The organism is Brevundimonas sp. FV1ye29L (assembly GCF_058681095.1).
The window spans coordinates 35,178-55,363 of sequence record NZ_CM178730.1 but is presented as its reverse complement, the minus strand read 5'-3'; the positions used below and the strand labels follow the sequence as shown (position 1 = coordinate 55,363).

Below are 20,186 nucleotides of genomic sequence, written 5' to 3'. Positions count from 1 at the left end.
TCCTTGTAGAGGCGCAAGGCGCCGGTGTCGTCGCAACGATTGAACCCCAGGTGTGGCCGGGTCGCGCTTGCGGCCCGGGGCGGCAATACGGCAAGGACCGTGTATCTATTGCGGTTGTCGCCATGCACCCTCTCGTCCTCTTCGAATTCCTGACCCGTCCGGAGGTTCAGGCCTTCGCCACCGGCTTTCCGATCCTGTTGCTGCACGCGGCGACGACTCTCGGCCTGCTGGTCGTGGGCGCCACTGTCTACGCCCTGCTGTCGCCCTGGAAGGAAATCAGCCAGATCCGGCTCGGCAATCCGGCCGCCTCGGTCGCCTTCGGCGGCGTGCTGACGGGCCTCGCCATTCCCCTGGCCGTGTCGCTGTCGATCTCGACCTCCTTCATCGACATTGCGATCTGGGGATCTGTGGCGACGGTGATGCAACTTCTGGCCTTCCGGCTGGCCGATGTCGCCCTGACGGGCCTGCCCCAGAGGGTGCGGGATGGCGAGGTTCCGGCGGCGGTGCTTCTGGTCGCGGCCCGACTGGCGACCGCCCTGATTCTGGCCGCGGCCCTGACCGGTTGAGCCGCCTGTGACGCGTCGCCTTCCGTTCGGGCTCCGTCTGCCGCACCGGGCGCCGGACCGGGCGATCTACGGCTCCGTCCTGGTCGTTCTGCTCCTGGTGTCGCTCCGCCTCGCCGAGAATGCCGACGCCCCGCCGGCGCCGCCTGAACCGGGCGCAGCCGAGCGCGCCCTGCTGGGGCCCGTCACGCCGTTTGATCGCGCGGTCGTGGTCGATGCCCCCGACCGCGCCTTCCAGCCGGTGTCGGGCACGGCCTTCTCCATTGCCGGTGAGGGCCGATGGGTCACGGCGCGCCATGTCGTCGAGGGGTGTCGACGTCCCGCCCTGATGGTCGGCGGAAATCGCGCCGTCGCGGCGGCGAAGCGTCTGGCGCCGCATGCCGATGTCGCCGTCCTGATCACCGAGGGGGCTCCCCGCGCCCTGCCGGTTCGCGAGGCGCCCGGTCTGGAGATCGGCCAGCGGGCCTTCCACCCCGGCTATCCCCAGGGGCGCGCGGGCGAGGTGTCGAGCCGGCTGCTGGGCTATGAACGCCTCAAGGGTCGCGGACGGGGGCGGGAAGACGAACGCGTCCTGGCCTGGGCCGAGGTCGGTCGGACCGAGGGGCTGGAGGGAACCCTTGCGGGACTGTCGGGGGCCCCGGCGGTGGACCGGTTGGGGCGCGTTGTCGGCGTGACCATTGCGGCGGCCCCGAGACGGGGTCGCATATACACCACCGCTCCGGACGGCTTCGCCCGGGCCATCCGCGGCCAGGCCGGGCGGTCCGGGCGCCTCGCCCTGGGCCGGGTGACGGTGGAGAACTACGGCCGGATCGCCGATGACCTGCGCCGGGAACTGACCGTGGCCCAGGTGATCTGCCTGGGGTGAGGCGACCTCAGGCGGGGAAGACCTCCACCCCCACCCGGCCGTCGGGTCTCAGCCACGCCCGCTTCATCCCCTGGCTGTTGAACGGGTCGGCGATGTTTCCGTCCCGGTCCAGGGCGATCAGGCCGCCGTCGCCGCCCAGATCGCCGATCTGGTCGATCACCGCCTGCGCCGCCTCTGTCAGGGCCTGGCCCGCCGCGACCCGCCAGGCCGTCTGGGCCGTGGCGGCGATGCGGATGAAATACTCGCCCTGACCGGTGCCGGACGCCGCAACCCGGTCGTCGGCCCATGTCCCGGAGCCGATCAGGGGGGTGTCGCCGACCCGGCCGGGCATCTTGCCGAACACCCCGGCGGTGGAGGTGGCCGCCGCCAGCCGTCCGCCCGCATCCAGCACGCAGCAGCCGACGGTGCCGTGGCCCAGTGTTCCCGGCGGATGGTTGTCGTCCCCCTGGCCGGCGTGGGTGAACCAGGCCGCCTCGTCGCCGATCGCCTCCAGCCCCTGATCATGGGCGAACAGGGCCGCGCCCTCGCCCGCCAGCATGACGTGCGGCGTGCGCTCCATCACGGCGCGGGCCGCCAGAACCGGGCTGCGGAAGCCCTGCAGCGCCGCGATCGCCCCGGCCCGGCGGGTCGCGCCGTCCATCAGGCTGGCGTCCAGCTCATAGGCCCCGGCGAGATTGGGCGAGGCCCCGCGTCCGGCGACATAGAGTCCGGACTCCTCCAGCAGGACCACGGCCTCGACGGCCACGTCCAGCGCCGCCGCCCCCGCGTCCAGCCGGAGCTTCATGGCCTCGACCACATCACGCATATGGGCGATCTCGGCCTCATAGTCGACGCCGTGTCGGGCGCCGGCGCCGCCGTGGAGGATGAGGGCTGTCATGGCGGTCGTCTCCGGATCGCCTCTTTCAAACGGGCGCCGGGCTGATTAGCGTGAGCGAATGACGCGCGCCACGGGGCGGCGGCCCTTATGTGAGACATCCTATGCGCGCAGTCCTGTCCAGAACCGTCGGCGGCCCGGAAACCCTGGTGGTCGAGGATGTACTGGATCCGACCCCCGGCAAGGGAGAGGTGGTGATCGAGGTCAAGGCCGTGGGGATCAACTTTCCCGACACATTGATCATCGAGGACAAATACCAGTTCAGGCCGGAACGGCCCTTTTCGCCGGGCGGCGAGGTCGCGGGCGTGGTCGAGGCCGTGGGCGAAGGCGTCAAGGGCGTCCTCAAGGGCGACCGGGTCATCGCCGTGCCCGGCTGGGGCGGGCTGGTCGAGCGGCTGGCCGTGCCGGCATCCAGCGTCCTCAAGATTCCCGACGAGATGTCGTTCGAGACCGCCGCCGCCCTGGTGATGACCTATGGCACCTCCTACTACGCCCTGAAGGACAGGGCCCAGCTGAAGCCCAATGAACGGCTTCTGGTCCTGGGCGCTGCGGGCGGCGTCGGCGCCGCCGCTGTGGAACTGGGCAAGGCGATGGGGGCCGATGTGGTGGCCGCCGCCTCCACCCACGAAAAGGTCCAGTTCGCCCTGGACCTCGGCGCCGACAACGGCCTGATCTATCCGGCGGGCCAGATGGACAAGGAGGCCCGCAAGGCCCTGGCCGGAGAGTTCAAACTGGCCTCCGGCCGCGACGGCCCGGACGTGGTCTATGACGCCGTGGGCGGCGACTACTGCGAGCCCGCGCTCAGGGCCATGGACTGGAACGGCCGCTATCTGGTGGTGGGTTTCCCGGCGGGCATCCCCTCCCTGCCGCTCAACCTGACCCTGTTGAAGTCCGTCTCGGTGATCGGGGTCTTCTGGGGCGCCGCCGTGGCGCGCGATCCGGCCGCCCATGCCGCCAATATGGCCGATCTGTTCCGGTTCTGGGCCGAGGGCAGGATCAATCCGCGCATTTCGCGCACCTTCCCGCTGGAGCGCGCCCATGAGGCGATCCAGGCGCTCGGCGACCGCACCGCCATGGGCAAGATCGTGGTGACGGTCGAATCGTGACCCGGAGCCGACCGTGAGGGCGGACGCCGTTCGTCTGTCCGCCGCCCTGGAGGTCGCCGCCCTGCGCGACGCCTTCGCCGTGTCGCAGCGCCTGCACATCCCCGGCGTTCTGGACGCTGACAGCGCCAGGGCGGTGACGGCCGTTCTGGAGGCCGAGACGCGGTGGAAGACCACGGTTGCGGCCGGCGGCGCCTTTTTCGAGATGCCGCTGGACGGCCGACGGGCGGCGGACCCGGCCAAACAAGCCTGGCTGGACGAGGCGGCGGTCGACGGGGCCGGGCCCCTGACCCAGTACATCTTCGATACCCGTCGGCTGGGCCTCGAACACGACGGACCGAAGGACGCCGCCGACGCCGTTCTGGACTTTCTCAACGGCCCCGACTTCATCGCCTTCGCCCGCGCCGTGACCGGCGACGACCGTATCGATCTGGCGGACGCCCAGGCCAGCCGCTATCGCCCCGGCCATGTCCTGACCGCCCACAATGACGTCTCGGCGGGCAAGAACCGGCTCTATGGCTATGTGCTGAATTTCACGCGCGAGTGGCGGGCGGACTGGGGCGGCAACCTCGTCTTCTATGCGCCCGACGGCCATATCGAACAGGGCTGGGTCCCGGCCTTCAATGCGCTGAACCTGTTTGTCGTCCCGACCCGCCACGCGGTGACCCAGGTGGCCAGTTTCGCCCCGCGCGACCGGCTGTCGATCGTCGGCTGGCTCCGGTCGAACACGAAGATCGGCCCCCAGACCCGGGAAGAGGCGCGCGGCGCCTACTGATCCGTCGTCTTCAGCCGTTCCAGCGCCTGTTCGGCCGCATCGCGGTGACGGCGCTTGATATTGGCGCCCAGGGTGGCGATCAGGGCTGCAAACACGGCGGCGTCGTCGGTGAAGCCGATGCCGGCGAACAGGTCGGGAATGGCGTCGACCGGCATGACGAAATAGGCGAGGGCCCCCAGCATCATGCCCTTGGCCGCCGCCGGCGTCTGGGGATCGCGGGCGGCGTACCAGACGCTCAGCGCCTGATCGGCGAAGGGGATGCGGGCGGCAGTGCGCACGATCTTGGGCCAGAAGCCGCGCCGGACCCGGACCTCATTGACCTTCTGGACCGACGGGACCAACGCCCGGGCGGGGTCCAGCACCTCGTCGGGCGTAACAGGTTGTGATCGGGTCGACATCGCCGCTAAACCCCTCGGAACACGCTTCGGTTCAGACAACATAGGGGCTCTGCTCATGAAACTCGACTCCACCATCGCCGCCGTCGTCACCGGCGGCGCCTCGGGCCTCGGCGAAGGCACGGCCCGCGCCATTGCGGCCACGGGCGCCCGGGTCGCCCTGTTCGACATGAACGAGGAGAAGGGCGAGGCCATCGCCAGGGAGATCGGCGGCGTCTTCTGCAAGGTCGACGTCACCAGTGATGAAGAGGTCGCCGCCGCCTTCGCAAAGGCCCGCGCCGCCCACGGTCAGGAGCGGCTGACCGTCAACTGCGCCGGCATCGCCACGGGCCAGAAGACCGTGTCGCGCAAGAAGGACACCGGCGAGATCCGCGCCCATGACATGGCCTCGTTCGAGCGGACGGTCCGCATCAACCTGTTCGGCACCTTCCGCGTGCTCAGCCAGTCGGCGCTCGGCATGGTCACGCTGGAGCCCATGGAGGACGGCGAGCGGGGTCTGGTCGTCAATACCGCCTCGGTGGCCGCCCAGGACGGCCAGATCGGCCAGGCGGCCTATTCGGCGTCCAAGGGCGGGGTCTATGCCATGACCCTGCCGATCGCGCGCGATCTGGCCCAGGAGGGCATCCGGGTGAACACCATCCTGCCCGGCATCATGTGGACGCCGATGATGGCCGGCATGGACCAGAAGGTTCAGGACAGCCTCGCCGCCGCCATCCCCTTCCCCAACCGTCTCGGGCGGCCGGCGGACTATGCCTCCCTGGTGCTGGAGCTGGCCCGCAACGTCTATATCAACGGCGAGTGCATCCGGCTGGACGGGGCGATCCGGCTGGCGCCGCGCTGATCGCCAGAGGCGATCAGCTTCACTTGGGCGCTATGTTCGCGACGCGGTCGCTCACGACTTGAGCGCGCCGCGAGCGAAATGCCGTAAATTGTGTTTTTGGGGCTTGCGAGAGATCGAGACCGTCCGCTATACGCCCGCCTCCGACTGAAGTGCGGGCGTAGCTCAGTGGTAGAGCACAACCTTGCCAAGGTTGGGGTCGAGAGTTCGAATCTCTTCGCCCGCTCCAGTCGATTGAAGAGACCCGGTCGCAAGATCGGGTCTTTTTCAATTTCGCCAACGGGGTCGCGGTCGCGCCGGGCGGCGTGAGTTTGCCAAGGTTGGGGTCGAGAGTTCGAATCTCTTCGCCCGCTCCAGTCGATTGAAGAGACCCGGTCGCAAGATCGGGTCTTTTTCAATTTCGCCAACGGGGTCGCGGTCGCGCCGGGCGGCGTGAGTTTGCCAAGGTTGGGGTCGAGAGTTCGAATCTCTTCGCCCGCTCCAGTCGATTGAAGAGACCCGGTCGCAAGATCGGGTCTTTTTCAATTTCGCCAACGGGGTCACGCTCGCGCCGGGCGGCGCAAGGCGGGTTTTCATTCCTGACAGCCGTTGCCGTGAGGGCGCAAATCGATCACCGTTCGTCCACGCCGGGCCGGAGGGAACCGGGGGCGGGTGAGCGCGCGAATGCATGAGCCGGTAGTCATCATCAGATCCTCCGTCAGGCCGGTGGAGACCCAGCGGCTGGACGCCTTCGTCGACGCCTCCTTTGCCTTTGCCGTAACCCTGCTGATCATCGCAGGGGCGGAGCCGCTGAATGACTTCAGCGACCTGTTGCGGGCCCTGGGCCGGATTCCCGCCTTCGCCGCCGGTTTTGGCCTGGTCGTCATGTTCTGGCTGGCGCATCGCAACTACGGCCGGCTGGCGCCGATCCGCGACAGCTGGTCGGCGGCGCTCAGCCTCATGATCGTCTTCATGATCCTGATCTACGTGTTCCCCCTTCGCCTGCTGACGGAAACGGGGGCGGCCTACCTCTCGGGCGGTCGTCTGCCGGGCCGGGGCCTGATCGACACCCTGGCGCAGCTCCGTGACATGTACACCATCTATGGCGTCGGCTTTGCGGTGCTGTGCTGGCTCTATTTCCTGCTCTACGGCCACGCCCTGAAGCGCGGACCCGTGGCCGGGCTCGAGGAGGATGATCGGGACGAGGCCGCCGAGGCCCGCGCGGTCTGGGGATTCATCACCGTGGCCGGACTGTTCTCGGCCGTCCTGGCCTGGACCCTGCCCTTGCCCGCGGTGCCCTGGGCGCCGGGCTTCGCCTACTGGCTGATCCCCCTGGGGGTCTATTTCGTCAACCTGGTCCAGAGACGCCGCACCGGACGGGGTCTGGTCAAGCCGCCCCGGCGGCGCCCTCCGGATCCTGCGCCGGAGAAACCGGTCTGACGGCGCCTACAGGCCCAGGGCCGTGCGGATGGCGCGCCAGTCGACATATTTGAAGTTCTGGGTGCCCACGTCATTGACGTCGTCCTGGATGACCACGACCCCTTCGGGGAACCGGTCCGAGACGAAGCCGCCCAGGGCGTCCAGACCGTCGGTGCCGGTGATGCGGTCGACCCCGTTCCCCTCCACCACCACGAACCGTCCGGCATAGGCGGGCGCCGCGCCGTCGATGCGCCAGACGGGGAAGGTCGAATCGCCCTGGCTGGAGGCGATCAGATATCGGGCGGCGCCGTCCTTCAGGATCGTCAGGCCCTCGGCGTCGGCGACCAGCCGGTCCGGGGCGATCGGCTGGATCAGGGTCCGGGTCGCGCCCGAGGCCGGGTCCAGCCCGTAGCGCCAGATCCCGACATTCTCCTCGGCGATATAGAGGGCGTCGGTTTCCGCATCGGCGGCGCAGCCCTCGGAGATGGTGCCGATGTCGAAACGGCGCAGTTCCCGGGCAACCGGCTTTCCGTCGACGCCGACGGTGAGGGCGAACTGCCGCGCCTCGCCTTCATGGCCGACCAGGATGGCGTCCACCCCGCCGCCGCGCCGGGCGAAGCAGAAGCCATAGGGCTCCACCACGTCGGTGCCGATGGCGCCCCAGGGCGTGACGCCGTTCGCGGCGTCCGTCGCGGCCGGGTCGTACAGATAGAGGGAGACCCCGGTCTTGCCCGGCGTGCGGTCGCTGGCCCCGAACACCACCATCGGCCGACCGCCGATGTTGAGGCCCTCGGTCACGTCCACATTGTTCAGCAGGCCCTCGGGCAGGAACTGCAGGATCGCCCCGTCGAGCCCGTAGATATACAGCCCCGCCTTCTTGTCCGTCCCGGCCACGAAGCCGCGGGTCGAGACGCCCTTGATCATCACGGGCGCCGGCGAGGCCCAGACGGCCGGATCATCGGCGGCGTCCTGTCCGGCGGTCCCGACCGAGGGGGTTTCCAGAACGGCCTGGACCGGCAGGCCCTGACCGACAAGGCCCTCGCCCTCGCCCTGGTAGTCGACCTCCCGGGTGGCGCAGGCGGCGAGCGCCAGCATGGAGGCGGCGGCGAGCAGGGTGCGAAGGCGGGCCATGACGGTCTCCTTGATGACGGTGATCCGCGCCGCCAGACCACAGGGCGGACCCGGGGGTCAATGGCGTCTCCGCGACGGTCAGGCGTCAGTCGTATGGCTATCATTCCGTTGCAGGACGATTTGTCACGGTGCGGAGCCGAAATCGAAAAATCTGCGTCGTGGAACCGTCGTGGTCGCGTTGCCGCGTCGGGATAAGCGGCGCCGTAACGGCCGAGGCGAAATGTCGCCGGGCCGCATGGGGATCATGCAATGAAACTGGCTCTTCTTCTGGGCGCCGCCATCGCGCCGCTCGCTTTCGCCGGGGCCGCCGTGGCCGCCCCCGCCGCGGCCGCCAATCCGGCCATCGCCAACCCGGCCAACGCCGGTGAAACCCTTTATGGCCGCATCGCCGACGCCTCGGGCTCGGGCCTGCCGGGCGCCGAGGTCGTGGTACGCGAAACAGGTCGCCGCGTCGTCACCAACGCCAGCGGCGAGTTCGCTGTGTCTGGCCTGTCAGCCGGCCGCGTGACGCTGGATGTTCGCTACCTGGGCCTGCCCAGCCTGTCCCAGACCGTCACGGTGGCCGCCGGAACCTCCACCAGCGTCGATATCGTGATGACCCCCTCTGCCGCCTCCGCCGATGCGACGGAAGTCGCCGAGGTGGTCGTGGTCGGCGCCATTTCCGACGGTCAGGCCCGCGCCCTGAACCAGCAGAAGAACGCCGACGGCGTCCTGAACGTCCTGTCGGCTGACGCCATCGGCCGCTATCCGGACCCGAACGTCGCCGAATCGCTGCAGCGCGTTGCCGGCATCGCCATCCAGCGCGACCAGGGCGAAGGCCGCTACATCAACGTGCGCGGCGCTCCGGCGGCCTTCACCGCCGTGTCCGTCGACGGGGTCAAGGTTCCCTCCGTCGATTCCAGCACCCGTGCGGTCGATCTGGACACCCTGCCCAGCGACATTGTCGCCAACATCGAAATCTCCAAGTCCCTGCGTCCCAGCCAGGACGCCGACTCCATCGCCGGCGCCGTCGACATCAAGACTCGGTCGCCCTTTGACCGTCGCCGGCTCTCCCTGAACGGCTACGGCGGCGGCAGCTACAACGACTACGGCGGCCGCGATGTGCGCGGCGGCGTCACGGTGTCGAACGTCTTCGGTGCGGACCAGACCTTCGGCGCGATCCTGTCGCTGAGCTACTCGGAGACCAACCGCAAGCCCGAGAACGTCGAGAACGCCTGGGTCGATGACGGCGGCGTCTATGTCATCGAAGAGACCCTGTTCAAGGACTACGACACCCAGCGCACCCGGCAGGCGATCACCGGCGGCCTGGAGTGGCGGCCCAGCGACGCAACCCGCGTCTGGCTGCGCGGCTCCTTCGCCGACTTCGAGGATGACGAGTACCGCAACACCCTGACCATCAACTATGCCGACGGCTCCCTGGCCGCCGGAGCGACCAGCACCCGGGCCACCTACACCGGCGCCCGCCTCTACAAGGCGTTGCGTCACCGCACCCAGCACAACCAGATCACCACGGTGAATCTGGGCGGGGAGCACGACTTCTCGAACGGCGCCGTCTGGGACGCAAGCCTGTCCTGGGCCTCCAGCGAGCAGACCTATCCTCACCGCGACGAACTGGTCTTCCGCTCCGGTGGCCAGACCGTCAGCTACGATGCGACCGACCACTATTCACCGACCTATTCGATCTTCGCCTCCGGCGTCCATCTGAACCCGGCGATCTATTCCTTCCGTGAAAACAGCTTCCGTTCGGAAACCACCGATCAGGAAGAATATGCGCTGAAGACCAACCTCGAGCTGCCGGTCACATTTGGCGGCCGTGACGTCGAGCTGAAGTTCGGGGCCAAGTTCTCCAGCCGCGACGTCGAGGCCGATGAGGAGCGCTTCCGCGACCGCCGCGCCACTTCGGCGTCCGGCGCCCTGGCCTCCCTGCTGTCGACCAGTGAATCGCGCAACTATGACTATGCGCTCGGCTTCAAGCTGAACAACGACCTGGTGACCGAGTATCTGCAGCGCATTTCGGCCGTATCGCGCTCGACCACAACGCGCCGCATGCCTGACTCCATCGTGGCCGACTATCAGGCAACGGAAGACATCCTCGCCGGCTACGGCCAGGCCCGGTTTGACATGGGCGCCACCAACGTTCTGCTTGGCCTGCGGGTCGAGCAGACCAACTTCGAGGGTTCCGCTCTCAAGGTGGACGAGGACACCTTGGTCGCCACGCCGCAGAACGTCGAGCGGGACTATACGGACTTCTTCCCGAACCTGACGATCCGCCACAACTTCAGCGATGACCTGATCGGCCGCGTCGCCCTCACCCGCGCCATTTCACGGCCGGAATACACCGATGTCGTGCCCCGCTCGGTCGAGACGACCGACGCCGGGCGGGTCGAGGCTGAAATCGGCAATCCTGACCTGAACCCCACCCTCTCCAACAACTTCGATGCGGGGGTCGAGTATTATTTCCGTCCCCTGGGGATCGTGTCGTTCAATGCCTTCTACAAGGACCTGTCCGACTACCGTTACACACTGACGTACGCCGGGACGTTCAACAGCCTGCCCGCGACCCTGACCAGCACCCAGAACGCACCGGACGGCTATATCGCCGGCTTCGAGGTCAACTGGCAGCAGAAGTTCGCCTTCCTCCCGGGCTGGCTGTCGGGCTTCGGCGTGTTCGCCAACTACACGGCGACCGACGCAGAAATCGAACTGGGCCGCAGCTTCAACGGTCGTGACACCTACGCACTGCCCGGCCAGTCGGACTCGAACTACAATCTGGCGCTCTTCTATGAAGCGGCCGGTTTCAGTGCGCGCCTGAGCTACACCAAGCGCAGCGACTATCTGGAAGAAATCGCCGCTGATGACGCGGGCCTGGATCTCTATGTCGAGGGCCGCGAGCAGCTGGATATGACGGCCAGCTACGACTTCGGCAACGGGGTCGAACTGTTCGGCGAGGCCAAGAATCTGACCGACTCGGCCGGCGTCCGCTACTACGGCGTCCGTGAACGGACCTATGAGTACGAGAAGTTCGGCTACAACGTCTTCGTCGGTGTTCGCTTCAAGCTCTGATCCAACGCGATCACGCCTGAAAACAGGGGGTCGGGCCGCAGGGCCCGGCCCCTTTTTCATGGCCTGTTCACGGTCGGGGCCGATAACCCCCATTTCCGGCCCGGTGGTTGCAGGGCGGGACGGCCCGGGTCTGTCCGGGCGCCGTTTTGGGAATGGGTCATGCTGCTGGAAGGGGAGGTCAACTGGACGCTGATCTTCGCCGTCCTGGCGGTGATCGGCTTCGGCGCGGCCCTGATCGCCTCACTGGCGGCCGTGCGAAACGGCCGCAATGGACAACGGGCCTCCTCCCGCCTCGACCGGGTGGAGCAGACCGCCGCCACAAGCGACAAACGGCTGTTCGAGGTGCTGAACGCCATCCCCGTGGCCCTGGTCCAGACCGATACACAGGGGAAGTTCGTCTTCGCCAACCGCGCCGCCCACCAGCTTCTGGGCCGACGGGACGTGGAGCTTCTGGGTCTGCGGTTCCATGCCGCCACCTGGGGCATCACCTTCCCTGACGGCCGGCCGATTCCCCCCGACATGCTGCCCAGCGCCCGCGCCCTGCGGGGGCAGACCGTCAAGGGGTTCCAGCACCTGCTGGCCAATCCGTCGACGCGGCGGCGCATGCTGGTTTCGGTCACCGCCATGCCGATCGTCGACGACCAGGGCCATATCACCGGCTCGACCGCCGCCGTCGTCGAGACCGAGGGCCTGACCACCCCTGACCCGGCCGCCGACAACGTCCTGCTCTTCGTCGCCCCGCCCGAGGATCCGATCACCCGCCGGGTGTTTGACGCGACACCGGCGCCCGTGCTGGTGGTTTCGGTCCATGGCCTGGTGCGCGAGGCCAACCGGGCAGCCGTGGCGCGGGCGTCCGGGCCCGTAGTGGACGCCGACTTCGCTGACCGGTTCGTAAACGAGGCGGGGCGGATCGCGGCGCGTCAGACCCTGCGTGCGGCCCTGTCGGCCCCGGCCGGGACCGCCGCCCCGCTGCTGACCGTTGGCGAGGACGGACAGACCACCCTCTGGCGCATCCTGCCGCTTCTGGATGCGCGGGGTCGGGTCGATGCCCTGGTGCTGAACGGCGAGCCGGTCACGCCCGACCCTGAACCGGCGCCCGAACCGGCGCCCGAGCCGGACTCCGGCCCGGTGCAAGACGGTTCGGCCGAGATCGAGACGTCGCCCGCGGCCGGGTCGGAGCCGGCCGCCGAGGCCCTGGCTGCGCCTGCGACCCCCATCCCCGTCCCGGATGAAGAGGGGCGCCGGTTCGAGGAGATCGGGCGGCTCACCGGGGGTCTGGCCCAGGATTTCAGCGGCCTTCTGGCCGTTATGACCAGCGCGCTGGAAATGGTGTCCGATCAGGCGGCGGACCCGGACAAGGTTCGCCGGCTGGCCGGGGCTGCGCTCGGCGCGGGCCGGCGCGGCGAGGCCCTGACGCGGCGTATGGCCGCCCTGACGGCGGGAGAGTCGCCCCTGCCGGAGCAGGCGCTGGACGCGGCGGTTCTTTTGCGCGCTCTGGAGGGCCGGCTGCGCGCCGTCGCCGGCGCTGCAGATCTGATGCTGGTCGCGTCGGCCGAGGCGGCGCCCGTTCATCTCGATCCGGCGGGCTTCGAGGCCGCCGTTACGGCCCTGGTCGCCAATGCGGCGGAGGCGGGCGCCGGCTCGATCGCGGTGCGGCTGCAGCCCGGCGGCGGGGGGGTGATCCTGAGCGTCCGGGACGACGGCGCCGGCATGGATGGCGATACCGCCCGCCGCGCGGCCGAGCCCTTCTTCACCACCCGCACCGGGTCGGCGGGACTGGGTCTCTCCCAGGCGGCGGCCTTCGCCCGCCGCTCGGGCGGCAGTCTGACCCTGGACAGCGCGCCGGGACAGGGGACCGAGGTCGTGCTGAGCCTGCCCGGCCAGGCGGCCTGATCCCGGCAGACCGGCCCGGCGGACGGGCCCGGCGTCTTTATCTCAGGCCCTTCCGGCGGGTTTCTGAAGACCGGCGGTTGACCCCGGACGGTCAGGGACTAGTTATCGGCCGCGCGCTGACCTGACCGCGCGCACGCCCCATCGCCCGAGGACACCATGGCCGAAGCCGCCGCCCCCTACGACGTCATCATCATCGGCGGAGGCCCGGGTGGCTACAACGCCGCGATCCGGGCCGGACAGCTGGGGCTGAAGGCCGCCTGCATCGAGATGCGCGACACCTTGGGCGGCACCTGTCTGAACGTCGGCTGCATGCCGTCCAAGGCCCTGCTGCACGCCTCGGAGCTGTTCGAGGCCGCCGTGAAGGAGTTCCCGACCCTCGGCATCCAGGTGGGGACGCCCAAGGTCGATCTGAAACAGATGATGGGCCAGAAGGCCGACAGCGTCACCGCCCTGACCAAGGGCATCGAATTCCTGTTCAAGAAGAACAAGGTCGAATGGATCAAGGGCCGGGGCCGCATCGCCGGAACCGGCAAGGTCGAGGTCGAGGCCGCCGACGGCTCGAAGACCGTTCTGGACGCGAAGAACATCATCATCGCCACCGGCTCCGAACCGACCCCCCTGCCGGGCGTCGATTTCGTGGAGAACAAGGTGGTCGATTCCACCGGCGCCCTGTCCCTGCCGGCCATCCCGAAGAAGATGGTGGTCATCGGCGCCGGCGTCATCGGTCTGGAGCTGGGCTCGGTCTGGCGCCGTCTGGGCGCCGAGGTGACGGTGGTCGAATTCCTCGACAGCATCGGCGCGGGCATGGACGCCGAGGTCGCCACGGCCTTCCAGCGCGGCCTGACGAAACAGGGCATGACCTTCCGCATGGGCACGAAGGTCACGGCGGCGAAGGCCGGCAAGGACGGGGTCGAGCTGACGCTGGAGCCGGCGAAGGGCGGGGCCGCCGAAAGCCTGAAGGCCGATGTGGTGCTGGTCGCCATCGGCCGCCGTCCCTACACCGCCGGACTGGGTCTGGAGACGGTCGGGATCGAGCTCGACAAGCGCGGCTTCATCGCCAACGACCACTTCAGGACCGGCAAGGACGGGATATGGGTCATCGGCGACGTGACCTGGGGCCCGATGCTGGCCCACAAGGCCGAGGAGGATGCGGTCGCGGCGGTCGAGTTCATCGCCGGCAAGGCGGGCCACGTCGACTACAACCTGGTCCCCAGCGTCATCTACACCAGTCCGGAAGTGGCCTGGGTCGGCAAGACCGAGGAACAGCTCAAGGCCGAGGGCGTCGCCTACAAGAAGGGCAAATTCCCCTTCACCGCCAACAGCCGGGCCAAGATCAACCATGAGACCGAGGGCTTCGCCAAGGTTCTGGCCGACGCGACGACCGACCGGGTTCTGGGCGTCCACATCTATGGGCCGCAGGCTGGCGAGATGATCGGCGAGGCCGCCCTGACCATGGCCTTCGGCGGGGCGTCCGAGGACATCGCCCGCACCAGCCATCCGCACCCGACCCGTTCGGAAGCCGTCAAACAGGCGGCCATGGGCGTCGAGGGCTGGACGATGCAGGCCTGAGTCATCCGCGCGGGTGGGCCGCCGCATAGGCCTCCATCAGGCGGACTGAATCCACGGCCGTGTATTTCTGGGTTGTGGACAGGCTGGCGTGGCCCAGAAGTTCCTGGATCGAGCGCAGGTCGGCCCCGGCCCCCAGCAGATGGGTCGCGAAACTGTGCCTCAGGGCGTGGGGCGTGGCCGAGGCGGGCAGGCCCAGCCGGCCGCGCAGCCGCTGCACCGTGGCCTGGACGTGCCGGGGGCTGAGGCCCCCGCCGCGCTTCGCCCTGAACAGGGGATCGGCGGGCGTCGTGACGAAGGGCTGGAGCGCCGTATACGCGTCTACCGCCTCCCGGACGGCGGGCAGGACAGGCGCCATCCGGGTCTTGCCGCCCTTGCCGGTGATCCGGAGCGTTGCCGGCAGGGGGGCGTCGGCCCGGGTCAGGGACAGGGCTTCGGAGATCCGCAGGCCGCAGCCATACAGCAGGGTCAGCACCGCCCGGTCCCGGGCCGCCTCCCAGGGCTCCAGATCGGCGTCCGTCGCCGGCTCGGCCATCAGGCCGCGCGCCTGATCGGCCGTGACCGGACGCGGCAGGGACGGCTTGACCTTCGGCCCGCGCACCATCGCCAGTTGCGGTGTGGCCACGCCGCAACGCCGGTCGAGAAATCCATGGAAGGTGCGGATCGCCGACAGGGTCTGGCTCAACGACCGGGCGTTCAGCGGACGCTCGCCGGACCGCCGGTCGGACAGATGGGCGCGAACCTCGGCGGCGGAGACCGAGCCCAGGTCGGCGGTCGTCAGGGTCTCGCCGCGATGGCGTTCGAGAAAGTCGAGATACAGGCGGACGATATGTCCATAGGCCTCCAGCGTGCGCGGCGACAGGCGACGCTCGTCCGACAGATGGATCAGCCAGGCGCCGAGGGCCTCGCGGACGGGCCGGGCGGTCAGTTCAGGATCGGCCATCGTTCCGCCGTGCGTTCCACGACCCGGGCGATGAAGGCGACCAGTTCACATCCCATGACGGTGGTGAAGCCCTGGGGTTCCGGCGACCCGAAGGCGCAGAGGGCCGGTCGGGCCCGCTCGTCCCCGGCGAACATCGGGGCCATGCGGATCAGGGCCACGGACCTGATCTGACCAGCGGCGGCCCCGAACAGGTCCAGCCCCTGTATGGGGGGGCCCAGCCAGTGCAGCCCGTCCGGACCCAGGACGGCGTCGACGTCATCGGGCTCCAGCGCGCGCCAGCCGAATGGCACTCCTCCGGGCTTCTCCAGGGCCACGGCCGCGCCGGCCAGGCCGAACCGGGCGGCGACGGCCGCGTCAAGACGACGGGCGAGGTCGGACTGGTTGCGCGATTCGAGAATGTCGAGCGCCACGACATGGGTCTGGGTCTGGGCCGCGAAATTGGCCCGGGCCACCGCCTCGATCCGCTTTCTCGCCCCGGATTCGCGTTCGACCACGGCCTCCAGCCGGGCCAGGGCGGTCGCGCCGAACTCCACCACGTTCCGCCCGTGCGGACGCAGGCCGATCTCCTCCAGCAGGGAGCGATCGTCCAGCAGCCGCTGCGGGTGACCCTGCAGCCAGGCGCGGATCTCCGGCCAGGTCCGCTCGGGCGGTTCCTGGCCGGCGGCGTCCTCGATATCGGCGAACAGGTCGCGGGGTCCGCTCACGCTCGACGTCTCCTCCGCGAGCGCCGGCGCCGCCGGGTCGCAAACTCTACAGGATCGACTGGCCGGTCTTGCCCCAGTCGGCGAGGAATTGATCAAGACCCTTGTCGGTTAACGGATGCTTGACCAGGGCCTTGAATGTGTCGGCCGGCAGGGTGGCGGCGTCCGATCCCGCCACAGCCGCCGCCGAGACGTGGGCCGGGTTGCGCAGGGAGGCGGCCAGAATCTGGGTCTCGAAACCGTGCACGTCATAGAGGACGCGGATTTCTTCCAGCAGGGCGATGCCGTCGGCGCCGTGATCCTCCAGCCGACCCACGAAGGGCGAGATGAAGGTCGCGCCGGCCTTGGCCGCCAGCAGGGCCTGGGCCGCCGAGAAACACAGGGTGACGTTGGTCTTGATTCCCTTGTCCGAGAAGGTCCGCGCGGCGCGCAGCCCGTCCCAGGTCAGGGGCAGTTTCACCACCACATTCGGGGCGATGGCGGCCAGTTTGTCGCCCTCCCTGACCATGGTCTCATAGTCGGTCGCCACGGCCTCTGCCGAGATCGGGCCCTCGACCAGGGCGCAGATTTCAGCGATGACCTCGGCGATGTTGCGACCGGACCTGGCGATCAGGGTCGGATTGGTGGTGACGCCGTCCACCATTCCGGTGGGCAGCATCTCCTTGATGACGGAGACGTCGGCGGTGTCGAGAAAGAGTTTCATGCCTCGTCTTCTAGCGGAGAGCCCCTGCGGGTGAAAGTCGCGTCTGTCCTCATTCCCCTGCCCGTGCCGGAGGCCTTCGACTACGAGGTCCCCGAGGGGCTCGGGCTTGCGCGCGGCGATCAGGTCGCCGTGCCGCTGGGGCCCCGGCTGATGCGCGGAATCGTGTCCGGGGTGCGCGAGACCACGGGCTCGAACCGGCGACTGAAGGCGGTGGACAGCCGGCTGGACGATCCGGCCCTGCCCGGGCGGACGGTGGACTTCGTCGAATGGGCGGCGCGCTGGACGCTGAGCGCCCCCGGCGAGATGGCCGCTGCGGCGCTGAAGGGATTGCGCGCGCCGCGTCCACGGCCCGAACGGCGTGTCCGAAGGGTCGGCGACCGACGGCCCGCCCGGCCGACCGCCGCCCGCACGGCGGTGCTGGAGGCGGTTGCCGATCGAGCCATGCCGGGCCCGGATCTGGCCCGGGCGGCGGGGGTGTCGTCGGGCGTGGTCAAGGGGCTGGTTGAGGAAGGCGTGCTTGAGATCATCGAGATCGAGGCCGTCGCCGCCTTCGATCCCCCCCGGCCCGACCATGCGCCGGCGGCCCTGAATCCCGACCAGGCGGCGGCGGCCGACGCCCTCTCGGCGGCGGTGGAGGGCGGCGGCTTCAGCCCCTTCCTGCTGGACGGCGTCACCGGCTCGGGCAAGACCGAGGCCTATCTGGAGGCCGCAGCGCGGGCGCTGGGGGCCGACCCGGCCGCGCAGATCCTGATCCTGCTGCCCGAGATCGCCCTGACCCAGGCCCTGATCGCCCGGATCACCGACCGGTTCGGCGCAGCCCCGGCCGAATGGCATTCGGGCGTCGCCCCGCCCCGCCGGCGCCAGGTCTGGGAGGCGGTGCGCGCCGGGCGCTGCAATATCGTGGTCGGCGCCCGATCCGCCCTGTTCCTGCCCTTCGTCAACCTGCGGCTGCTGGTGGTGGACGAGGAGCATGACGGCTCGTTCAAACAGGACGAGGGTCTGGTCTATCACGGCCGCGACCTGGCCGTGGCGCGGGCGCGGATCGAGGGGGCGACGGTGGTCCTGGCCTCGGCCACGCCGTCGCTGGAGACCCTGTCGAACGCGCGTGCGGGACGCTACGGCTGGCTGAGGCTGGGGGTGCGGCACGGCGCGGCGGTCCTGCCCGACATCCGCCTGGTCGACCTGCGCGAAAACCCGCCCGATCCCCAGACCTGGCTGTCGGCGCCGCTGCGCACCGCAATCGCCGAGACCCTCGTGGCCGGTGAACAGACCCTGCTGTTCCTCAACCGGCGCGGCTATGCCCCCGTTGTCCTGTGCCGGGCCTGCGGCCACCGGATGACGGCGCCCGACACCGACAGCTGGCTGGTCGAGCATCGCTACACCGGCCGGCTGGTCTGTCACCTGACCGGCTTTTCCATGCCCCGGCCGAAACACTGCCCGGCCTGCGGCGCCGAGGACAGTCTGGTCGCCGTCGGTCCCGGCGTCGAACGGGTGGAGGAGGAGGTGCGCGGCCTTTTCCCCGAGGCGCGGGTGGCGGTCTTTTCTTCCGACACCACGCCCGATGCGAAGTCGGCCCGCGCCCTGATCCAGTCCATGGTCGAGGGCGGGATCGACATTCTGGTCGCCACCCAGGCGGCGGCCAAGGGCCACAACTTCCCCAACCTGACCCTCGTCGGGGTGGTGGACGCCGACCTCGGTCTCAGGGGCGGCGACCTGCGGGCCGCCGAACGCACCTATCAGCTGCTGGCCCAGGCCACCGGCCGCGCGGGAAGGGCCGACCGTCCGGGCCGGGCCCTGCTCCAGACCTGGACGCCCGAGCATCCGGTGCTTCAGGCCCTGGCCGCCGGCGATCGCGACGCCTTCATCGAGGCCGAGATGGCCGAGCGGGAGATGGCCGCCCTGCCGCCGTTCGGGCGGCTGGCGGCGATCATCCTGTCCAGCGAGAACGCCATGGCGGTCGAGGCGGTCGCCCGCGATCTGGCGGAGAGCATTCCCAATGCCGAACGTCTGGAGGTCTATGGCCCCGCCGACGCGCCCCTGGCCCTGATCCGCGGGCGCCGGCGCAAGCGGCTGCTGGTCCGGGCCGACCGCGATGTCGACCTGCAGGGCTTCCTGCGCGCCTGGCTGATGCGGGTGAAGGTCCCGGGATCCGTGCGGCTGACCGTGGACGTGGATCCCTATTCTTTCCTCTGACCGCAAGAGGAGAATGGAGGCCTGGCCTCCGAGTCGAACGGAGGGTTTTCGGGCTTGCATGCCCGCCGCGTAGCCGCTCCGCCACCAGGCCGTGATGGGCTCACACTGCCACAGGCCTGGCCGCAGCCTGTGTCCCGCGCGTTTCCAAGCGTAACACCGTGTAACGGAAGCCGGGCGCGACTGTCTCTCGTTCAGGAGGCCGCGTCTCCCGGCAGGCGGCCGGCCGTCGTCATCAGTGCGGGCGCATTGAGGGCCCGTCGTCGGCCCGGTATCGCGGCCCCTGGATCCGGTGCGGGCGACCCCCTCTCCATCGCGGCGGCGGATCCGCCGTCCTCGTTCGCCGGCGCGCCCGGCGACCCCGGCGGATATCGCTACCTGGCCACCACCTTGATCTCAAACAGCTTCGGCCAGTTCTTGCCGGTGACGAACAGCCGCCTGTGGTCCGCGTCCCAGGCGATCCCGTTGAGAACGTCATCGTTCGGATCGCGCACCTCCGGGGCCGGCAGCAGGCCGGTCAGGTCGATGACGCCGGTCACATGGCCCGTCGCCGGGTCGATGCGGACGATGAAGTCGGTCTGCCAGATATTGGCCCAGACCTCGCCGTCGATGAATTCCAGCTCGTTCAACCGGCCCAGCGGCCGGCCGTTGATCGTGACCGGGACCGAAGCCGTTTCCGCCAGGGTCGCAGGATCGAGGAACCGCAGGCGCGGCTCGCCATCCGACAGGATCAGCCGCGTCCCGTCATGGGTCAGGCCCCATCCCTGACCGGCCAGAGGGTATTCGCCGAGAAGCGTCAGATCGGCGGCGTTCCAGACGAAGATCTTGCCGTCCGTCCAGGTCAGGCTGAAGGCCCGCTCGCCCATGACCGTCAGGCCTTCGCCGAACAGGGCGGGGTCGAGATCGCGACGGGTCAGAATTTCGCCATCCGTCAGCCGCACCCGCCGCACGCTGGAGGGATGGCGGCCCGTACTCTCTGTCAGCACGCCGTCGGCAATCACCAGCCCCTGGGTGAAGGCGCCGGGATCGTGGGGAAAGGTCGCCACCACCTCATAGCCGAAGCGGGAAACCGGCGCCGGCGCTGTTGCGGGCGCCGGTGTCTGGGCCGCGACCGGGGCCGCCTGGAGCAGAACCGACCCGACGAACGCCCCGATCCAGCTGGAGCGGCGGTTCGATCGGGTCATG

General features: G+C 69.4%; 17 protein-coding genes and 1 tRNA gene. 11 read left to right on the top strand and 7 right to left on the bottom strand.

What is annotated here, in order from left to right; translation table 11 throughout:
- Nucleotides 1–122 precede the first annotated feature (122 nt).
- Both ACW17W_RS00275 and ACW17W_RS00270 read left to right on the top strand, forming a co-directional pair.
- On the top strand, nucleotides 123–566 hold the full coding sequence (locus ACW17W_RS00275) for a DUF350 domain-containing protein (RefSeq protein ID WP_492078232.1): 444 nt from the start codon (nucleotides 123–125) through the stop codon (nucleotides 564–566).
- A 7-nt stretch (nucleotides 567–573) separates the two neighbouring features.
- Entirely contained in the window at nucleotides 574–1,428 is an 855-nt protein-coding gene (locus ACW17W_RS00270) for a S1 family peptidase (RefSeq protein WP_492078231.1), read from the top strand.
- 7 nt (nucleotides 1,429–1,435) lie between these two features.
- Here ACW17W_RS00270 and ACW17W_RS00265 read toward each other — a convergent pair whose 3' ends face one another.
- Nucleotides 1,436–2,305, bottom strand: coding sequence for an isoaspartyl peptidase/L-asparaginase family protein (locus ACW17W_RS00265; RefSeq protein WP_492078229.1), 870 nt, complete (start codon nucleotides 2,303–2,305; stop codon nucleotides 1,436–1,438).
- A 101-nt stretch (nucleotides 2,306–2,406) separates the two neighbouring features.
- On the opposite strand from ACW17W_RS00265, the gene ACW17W_RS00260 reads away from it, so the two are divergent.
- Nucleotides 2,407–3,408: an NADPH:quinone oxidoreductase family protein gene (locus tag ACW17W_RS00260; protein ID WP_492078227.1), complete on the top strand. Its 1,002-nt coding sequence runs from the start codon at nucleotides 2,407–2,409 to the stop codon at nucleotides 3,406–3,408.
- A gap of 13 nt (nucleotides 3,409–3,421) precedes the next feature.
- Nucleotides 3,422–4,180 (top strand): 2OG-Fe(II) oxygenase, encoded by a 759-nt coding sequence (locus tag ACW17W_RS00255; RefSeq protein WP_492078225.1) that lies wholly within the window; start codon nucleotides 3,422–3,424, stop codon nucleotides 4,178–4,180.
- Here the strand turns inward: ACW17W_RS00255 and ACW17W_RS00250 are convergent.
- The gene (locus tag ACW17W_RS00250; protein ID WP_492078223.1) at nucleotides 4,174–4,578 is read right to left on the bottom strand and encodes a YkvA family protein; all 405 of its coding nucleotides are present in this window, start codon (nucleotides 4,576–4,578) and stop codon (nucleotides 4,174–4,176) included. The genes ACW17W_RS00255 and ACW17W_RS00250 overlap by 7 nt on opposite strands.
- A 55-nt stretch (nucleotides 4,579–4,633) precedes the next feature.
- Here ACW17W_RS00250 and ACW17W_RS00245 point away from each other — a divergent pair, with 55 nt between their 5' ends.
- From ACW17W_RS00245 to ACW17W_RS00235, 3 genes are all read left to right on the top strand, one after another.
- Nucleotides 4,634–5,416, top strand: a complete 783-nt coding sequence (locus ACW17W_RS00245; protein ID WP_492078221.1) for an SDR family NAD(P)-dependent oxidoreductase — start codon at nucleotides 4,634–4,636, stop codon at nucleotides 5,414–5,416.
- A 151-nt stretch (nucleotides 5,417–5,567) separates the two neighbouring features.
- Nucleotides 5,568–5,642: transfer RNA gene (locus ACW17W_RS00240), tRNA-Gly, on the top strand.
- Between the two features lie 434 nt (nucleotides 5,643–6,076).
- Nucleotides 6,077–6,832, top strand: a complete 756-nt coding sequence (locus tag ACW17W_RS00235; RefSeq protein WP_492078219.1) for a TMEM175 family protein — start codon at nucleotides 6,077–6,079, stop codon at nucleotides 6,830–6,832.
- A 6-nt stretch (nucleotides 6,833–6,838) separates the two neighbouring features.
- Here ACW17W_RS00235 and ACW17W_RS00230 read toward each other — a convergent pair whose 3' ends face one another.
- Nucleotides 6,839–7,942 (bottom strand): phytase, encoded by a 1,104-nt coding sequence (locus tag ACW17W_RS00230; protein WP_492078217.1) that lies wholly within the window; start codon nucleotides 7,940–7,942, stop codon nucleotides 6,839–6,841.
- Between the two features lie 249 nt (nucleotides 7,943–8,191).
- Here ACW17W_RS00230 and ACW17W_RS00225 point away from each other — a divergent pair, with 249 nt between their 5' ends.
- The 3 genes from ACW17W_RS00225 to lpdA all read left to right on the top strand — a co-directional run bounded on the left by ACW17W_RS00225 (nucleotide 8,192) and on the right by lpdA (nucleotide 14,467).
- The gene (locus ACW17W_RS00225) at nucleotides 8,192–11,005 is read left to right on the top strand and encodes a TonB-dependent receptor (protein ID WP_492078215.1); all 2,814 of its coding nucleotides are present in this window, start codon (nucleotides 8,192–8,194) and stop codon (nucleotides 11,003–11,005) included.
- A gap of 159 nt (nucleotides 11,006–11,164) precedes the next feature.
- A complete protein-coding gene (locus tag ACW17W_RS00220; protein ID WP_492078213.1) occupies nucleotides 11,165–12,898 on the top strand; it encodes an ATP-binding protein in 1,734 nt (577 codons plus the stop codon).
- A gap of 156 nt (nucleotides 12,899–13,054) precedes the next feature.
- Nucleotides 13,055–14,467 (top strand): dihydrolipoyl dehydrogenase, encoded by a 1,413-nt coding sequence (gene lpdA, locus ACW17W_RS00215; RefSeq protein ID WP_492078211.1) that lies wholly within the window; start codon nucleotides 13,055–13,057, stop codon nucleotides 14,465–14,467.
- Between the two features lies 1 nt (nucleotide 14,468).
- Here lpdA and ACW17W_RS00210 read toward each other — a convergent pair whose 3' ends face one another.
- The 3 genes from ACW17W_RS00210 to fsa form a co-directional block, all read right to left on the bottom strand.
- Entirely contained in the window at nucleotides 14,469–15,407 is a 939-nt protein-coding gene (locus tag ACW17W_RS00210; protein ID WP_492078209.1) for a tyrosine recombinase XerC, read from the bottom strand.
- Nucleotides 15,389–16,081: a DUF484 family protein gene (locus ACW17W_RS00205; RefSeq protein ID WP_492080339.1), complete on the bottom strand. Its 693-nt coding sequence runs from the start codon at nucleotides 16,079–16,081 to the stop codon at nucleotides 15,389–15,391. Before ACW17W_RS00205 ends, ACW17W_RS00210 begins: the two co-directional genes overlap by 19 nt.
- Before the next feature lie 76 nt (nucleotides 16,082–16,157).
- Complete coding sequence (gene fsa, locus ACW17W_RS00200; RefSeq protein ID WP_492078207.1) at nucleotides 16,158–16,811, bottom strand: fructose-6-phosphate aldolase; 654 nt, start codon at nucleotides 16,809–16,811, stop codon at nucleotides 16,158–16,160.
- A gap of 30 nt (nucleotides 16,812–16,841) precedes the next feature.
- On the opposite strand from fsa, the gene ACW17W_RS00195 reads away from it, so the two are divergent.
- On the top strand, nucleotides 16,842–19,004 hold the full coding sequence (locus tag ACW17W_RS00195) for a primosomal protein N' (protein ID WP_492078205.1): 2,163 nt from the start codon (nucleotides 16,842–16,844) through the stop codon (nucleotides 19,002–19,004).
- A 371-nt stretch (nucleotides 19,005–19,375) separates the two neighbouring features.
- On the opposite strand, the gene ACW17W_RS00190 is transcribed toward ACW17W_RS00195, so the two are convergent.
- Nucleotides 19,376–20,185, bottom strand: coding sequence for a glutaminyl-peptide cyclotransferase (locus tag ACW17W_RS00190; protein ID WP_492078203.1), 810 nt, complete (start codon nucleotides 20,183–20,185; stop codon nucleotides 19,376–19,378).
- Nucleotide 20,186: the final 1 nt, after the last annotated feature.